Origin of the sequence: Streptomyces hygroscopicus subsp. hygroscopicus, assembly GCF_001553455.1 — a bacterium.
In the GTDB taxonomy this organism is placed as follows: domain Bacteria; phylum Actinomycetota; class Actinomycetes; order Streptomycetales; family Streptomycetaceae; genus Streptomyces; species Streptomyces hygroscopicus.
In genome coordinates, this window is sequence record NZ_BBOX01000497.1 from 1 (window position 1) to 3827 (window position 3827).

General features: G+C 73.9%; 4 protein-coding genes. 3 read left to right on the top strand and 1 reads right to left on the bottom strand.

The window, feature by feature from the left end:
- Positions 1-89 precede the first annotated feature (89 nt).
- Positions 90-659, bottom strand: coding sequence for a GNAT family N-acetyltransferase (locus AXW62_RS37195; RefSeq protein ID WP_060948279.1), 570 nt, complete (start codon positions 657-659; stop codon positions 90-92).
- Between the two features lie 160 nt (positions 660-819).
- Here AXW62_RS37195 and AXW62_RS37200 point away from each other — a divergent pair, with 160 nt between their 5' ends.
- The 3 genes from AXW62_RS37200 to AXW62_RS37210 all read left to right on the top strand — a co-directional run bounded on the left by AXW62_RS37200 (position 820) and on the right by AXW62_RS37210 (position 3615).
- Positions 820-1500, top strand: coding sequence for a hypothetical protein (locus AXW62_RS37200; protein WP_060948280.1), 681 nt, complete (start codon positions 820-822; stop codon positions 1498-1500).
- A 260-nt stretch (positions 1501-1760) separates the two neighbouring features.
- On the top strand, positions 1761-2093 hold the full coding sequence (locus AXW62_RS46475; protein WP_244502812.1) for a hypothetical protein: 333 nt from the start codon (positions 1761-1763) through the stop codon (positions 2091-2093).
- Positions 2094-2469: 376 nt separating this feature from the next.
- Positions 2470-3615 (top strand): serine hydrolase domain-containing protein, encoded by a 1146-nt coding sequence (locus AXW62_RS37210; protein ID WP_060948282.1) that lies wholly within the window; start codon positions 2470-2472, stop codon positions 3613-3615.
- Positions 3616-3827 lie beyond the last annotated feature (212 nt).

Consider the following 3827-nt stretch of genomic DNA (forward strand, 5'->3'; position numbering starts at 1 on the left):
GGACGGCGGTGGCGCGGGCCGGACGGTGGCGGGGCCGGGCCCGCGCCCGGGGTGCAGGCAGGACAGGTCGGCGCCCGGCGGGCCCCGCCTCAGCCGAGCTCCTTGGCCATCCAGACCTCCGCGTACCGCCCCTGCGTGAAGGGCGCGACCTCCCGGTACCCGTGCCGCGCGTACAGCGCACGGGCCTCGACCAGATCGAGGCGGGTATCGAGCGCGATCCGCCCGGCGCCCAGCTCCCCGGCCGCCGTCTCGACGGCCGCGAGCAGTGCGGCGCCCCCGCCCAGCCCCCGTTGGGCGGGCCGTACGAACACCCGCTTCAGCTCCGCCGTACGGTCGTCCAGCAGCCGCAGCCCGGCACATCCGGCCGGCTCACCGTCGTAATGCGCGAGCAGGAACACCCCGTGTGGCGGGGCGAGGTCGTCGCTGCCCATCTCGGCGAACGCCCGCTCGATCTCCTCGGGCGTCGCGTCCCGCCGCTCATGGTGCTGGTAGTACCGGTGGGCGACATCGACGAGGTACTCGCGCAGCAGCACGGCCGAGAGGGGGTCGTCGACGGGCCGCGCGGCGACCGTCCAAGCGCGGGAAGCCGGGGCGCGGGAGGCCGGGGCGCGGGAGGCCGGGGCGCGGGAACCGGCGGGGGCAGGGGGCGTACGTGTCATGCCCGGCATCCTGGCATCCGCCTGCCCCTGACGCGCCGTGGGGTGACGGCCGTTCGAGGGGCGGTCCAAGGGGCCAGTTTGAGGGCCGGAGACCGGGCTACCCGATGAAAGGAGCCCCCGACCGCCAAGGGGGAAGCCAGCGGGAAGGCAGAAGCAGACCATGTCAACTGGTGCGATCAGCATCGTGGTTGTCGTCGCGGTCGTCCTCGCGGCCGCGCTCGTCATCCGCGTCGTCCGCGCGGGCGCCAGCCGTAAGGAACGCGCTCTGCGACGCCGCTTCGGACGCGAGTACGAGATGAGCGTCGCCCAGCACGCGGGCGACGACAAGGCGGCACAGCGCGATCTCGAGGAACGGCTGCGGCGGTACGGCGATCTGAGGACCCAGCCCCTGTCCGGTGAGCTGCGTGAGCGGTACGTGTCCGAGTGGGCCGCAGCGCAGGAGATGTTCATCGAGTCCCCGGAGCGCGCGGTGGCCGGAGCCGATCAGCTGCTGGCCCGTCTCGCCCACGACCGCGGCTATCCGTCGGACCGTTACGAGGAGCAGGTCGCGGCGCTGTCCGTGCACCACGCCGACCACATCCAGGGCTACCGGCAGATCCATGACGCGGCTGCCCGCGCCCGCGAGGGGCAGGCGGACACCGAGGAGCTGCGCGAGGCGGTGGTGCACGCCCGGCCGTTCTTCGAGGCACTGGTCCGGCCCCCGCACCACAGCGCCACGACCCGGCCCGAGCCCACACACCGGCACCACGGCGGCCACCAGAGCCGACTCAACCGGTGGCTGCCGGGGACGGGGGCGGGCCACGCCCGGCTCGGCCACACCAGGAAGGGCGGCGCGTGGTGACGGACCCGATCGACGACCCGACGGGACACGACGGCCGGCGGCGCCATGGGCCGGAGGGCGGAAGCGCGCCGGCGAACGGGAACATGTCGGCGAACGGAGGCGGCCCGGACGGAAGCACGCCGACGAACGGAAGCGTGCCGACGAACGGAAGCGTGCCGACGAACGGAAGCGTGCCGACGAACGGAAGCGTGCCGACGAACGGAAGCGCGCCGACGACACCATGGCAGCCGTCCATGTCATCCGCGCCGTCCACGCCGCCCATGTCGTCTCTGTCGTCCGAACCGTCCGACCAGTCACCGTCCACCCCGAACGGCCCCAGCTTCCCCGTGCTGCCGGTGAGCGAGCACGACAAGCTGGCCCAGCGGCTGCGGTACGCGATCAGCGGCTTCGTGGACTCTCCCCGCGGCGCCGTCGAGGAGGCCGATGTCCTGCTCGAGGAGGTGGCCGCCCGGCTCGCCGATCTCCTGGCCGAACGCCGCCGTACCCTACGTGCCGCCTGGCACGAGGATGACGCGGTCATCTCCGAGACGGAGGAGTTGCGCCTGGCGATGCGCGGCTACCGCAATGTGCTGGAGCGTCTCATCAGCATCTGACCGCCCGCGACCACCCCTCCGGCCGCCGCCCGGCTCCTCCTCCGGGCGGCGGCCATTCTCGTCCCCGGCGCTACGCGCTGATAGTCGTCCTGCCGTGACACCGCCGGACCCCGGACCCCGAACAAGACTTGCACCGGCACCACCGCCGAGCGGGTCTACGCTGCCGACGGCTGGACCCGTTACGGCGTCGTCCCCGACTACGCAGGCGACCCGGACGGCTCCCTGGCGCACTGCAGCTTCTTCTACAAAACAGCTGAACAGACAGCTGGCCGCGCCGACCGTCCCGGGCGGCGGGTAAACCGGTCGTGGCGGGGGCGGGCCCCGGTCTAGGGTGACGCGGTCGTGCACAGCGGACGCGTGAGGGGCGGGGACGATCGTGGAACGGTACAGCGGGTGGGCCGACGAGGGGTTCGGGGGCGTCGCCGACGCGTTCACGCGGAACTTCGAGGAGTTCCCGGAACTCGGGGCGGCGGTCACCGTGTTCGCCGGCGGGCGCAAGGTCGTGGAGCTGTGGGGCGGGGTCGCGGACCGGGGGAGCGGACGGGCCTGGCAGCGGGACACCGCCGTACCGGTGTTCTCGTGCGCCAAGGGCCTCGTGAGCGTCTGCGTGCACCTCCTCGCGCAGGAGGGGCGGCTGGACCTCGACGCACCGGTGAGCCGGTACTGGCCGGAGTTCGGCCGGAACGGCAAGGAGGCCATCACCTGCCGTATGGTCCTCGGGCACCGGGCGGGGGTCCCGGTGCTCGACCGGGTGCTGGGGTTCGAGGAGATCGCCGGCTGGGCGCCGGTGATCCGCGCCGTGGAGGAGCAGACGCCGCTGTGGGAGCCGGACACGGCGTACGAGTACCACGGCCATGTCTTCGGCTTCCTGCTCGGCGAGGTCATCCGGCGGATCACCGGGCTCACCCCGGGCGCGTACTTCCGCGAGGCCGTGGGGGACCCGCTGGGGCTGCGGGCCTGGATCGGGCTGCCCGCGGCGGAGCTGGACGGACGGGCCAGGCTGGTCGAGGCCGAGGGGCGGCCCGGGATGCCGGACCCCGAACACCTGCTGACCCGCATCGTGACCATGAACGGTGCGCTGGTCTTCCCCGGGCTCGACGAGCCGCACGGCTGGAACGACCCCGCGCTGCTCGGCATGGAGCTGCCCGGTGCGGGCGCCGTGGCGTCGGCGAGCGGGCTCGCCGGGCTGTATGCGGCGGCCGTGACCGGTATCGAGGGCCACCGGCGGCTGCTCACCCCCGAGACCGTGACGGACGCGGTCCGCGAGATCTCGTCCGGCAAGGGGTGGCTGGGCTTCGACATGGGAGCGCGCTGGGGCTCCGGCTTTCTGCTCGACTCGCCCGCCTTCCGGCCAATGCTGGGGGAGCGCAGCTTCGGCAACGACGGCTCCGGCGGTCAGTTCGCCTTCGGCGACGACGCGTTCGGCGTGGGCTTCGCCTATGTGGCCAACCGCATGATCGGGCACGGTGACGCCCGCGCCTCCCGCCTCGTCGCCGCCGTACGGAACTCCCTGGGCGGCTGACCGCCGACCCGGCGACGTGCCCCGACGCCCCCTGACGGCCGTGACAACCGGGAACGCCGCGCGGGGACCACGAGTTGGGGCCGTGAACGCCGGGCCGGGGGCCGGAACGCCGGGCCGGGGCCCGGGTCAGGAACGACGCGCCAGGGGGCGGTGACGGGACCGGGGCCGACGGGCGGGCGGTGGCTCCGGGCCGGAGACGAACGGCCCGGAGC

Bases quoted from the DNA above. Each gene is read 5' to 3' on its own strand.
- AXW62_RS46475 (WP_244502812.1), top strand. From the start codon at position 1,761: ATGTCGTCTCTGTCGTCCGAACCGTCCGACCAGTCACCGTCCACCCCG.
- AXW62_RS37195 (WP_060948279.1), bottom strand. From the start codon at position 659: ATGACACGTACGCCCCCTGCCCCCGCCGGTTCCCGCGCCCCGGCCTCC.
- AXW62_RS37200 (WP_060948280.1), top strand. From the start codon at position 820: ATGTCAACTGGTGCGATCAGCATCGTGGTTGTCGTCGCGGTCGTCCTC.